The following is a 1,211-nucleotide window of genomic DNA, read 5'->3' as shown; positions in this document are numbered from 1 at the left end:
GCCCAGGCGATTCCGGCGGTGTCGAGCGCGCGCAGCGCCACCGTTCGCACGCCGCAACGCGCCGCCCGGGTGACCAACGGCAGCGGGTCGCCCGGACGGTGGTGCCAGCCGGTCGAGGCGAACCAGCCGAACTCGTCGCGGAACAGCGCCTCGCCGTCGCGGCGGCCGGCATCGCGGCGGACGATCACCGCGTCGAGCAGGCCGGCGTCGTAGTCGACGAGCAGGTCCTGAGACAGGTCGAGCCGGACCTCCAGCGCCAGGCCGGGCCCCTGCCCTGCCACCCGGGCCAGCAGCCCCGGCAGCTCCGGCCCCGCGACATGGTCGCTGATGCCCAGCACCAGCCGCAGCGGCGGGGCCGAGACCACGGCGATCGCATCGTCCTGCGCCTCCAGCAGCCGCCGCGCCCGCGGCAGGAAGGCTTCGCCCTGCGGCGTCAGCCGCACCAGCCGCGGCGTCCGCTCGCAGAGGCGGGCCCCGAGCCGGTCCTCCAGCCGCTTGAGCCGCAAACTGATGCCGGACTGGGTGGCGCCCAGCGCGTCGGCCGCCCGGGTGAAGCTGCCGTGGTCGGCGACCATGACGAAGGCCTGAACGGCATCGAGGTCGAGGGAGCGCATGGCCTCATCATTTCAGATCGTCATCATTGGTAGTGATATTGAATTCATTCCGAAATGATCAAGTCGGCGGTACACGGGGGGCATCGCGGCACCCGCCGCCCGACATCGGAGACACGCCATGCCCCTCGTCCGGATCTCGCTGCACAAGGGCAAGCCCGCCGGCCACATCAAGGCCATCCGCGACGGCGTCTACCTGGCCATGCGCGAGACCTTCAACGTGCCGGAGAACGACCGCTTCATCCTGGTGCACGAGCATGACGACACCGGCTTCGACTACGACCCGGCCTATCCAGGCCTGGCCCGGACCGGCGACGTCGTGTTCATCCAGATCACCGCCAACAACACCCGCACGGTCGAACAGAAACAGGCGCTGTACCGCCGCATCGCCGACCGGCTGGCCGAGAGCCCGGGCCTGCGCGGCGATGACGTCTTCATCAGCCTGGTCGAGGTGGCGAAGGAGAACTGGTCCTTCGGCAACGGCATCGCGCAATACGCCTGATCGGAGCAGGAAGGGGCCGGCCTGACGCCGGCCCTCCCCGGTCAGCCCCGCCGCAACGGCCCGGCCCCGACGGCCCCGCCCGCCGCGGCCGCGACAGC

At 71.3% G+C, this 1,211-nt stretch carries 2 protein-coding genes; one reads left to right on the top strand and one right to left on the bottom strand.

Translation table 11 applies throughout. The features are described from left to right. Positions 1 to 614, bottom strand: a 614-nt coding sequence (locus tag P409_RS34765; RefSeq protein WP_034849526.1) for a LysR family transcriptional regulator, incomplete at its 3' end; no start/stop codon positions are given. A 118-nt stretch (positions 615 to 732) separates the two neighbouring features. On the opposite strand from P409_RS34765, the gene P409_RS34760 reads away from it, so the two are divergent. After that, complete coding sequence (locus P409_RS34760) at positions 733 to 1,113, top strand: tautomerase family protein (protein ID WP_034849524.1); 381 nt, start codon at positions 733 to 735, stop codon at positions 1,111 to 1,113. Positions 1,114 to 1,211 lie beyond the last annotated feature (98 nt).

Source organism: Inquilinus limosus MP06, assembly GCF_000767795.1.
GTDB lineage: Bacteria > Pseudomonadota > Alphaproteobacteria > DSM-16000 > Inquilinaceae > Inquilinus > Inquilinus limosus_E.
The sequence above is the reverse complement of the archived record's forward strand: the minus strand, read 5'-3'. Positions and strand labels throughout refer to the sequence as shown.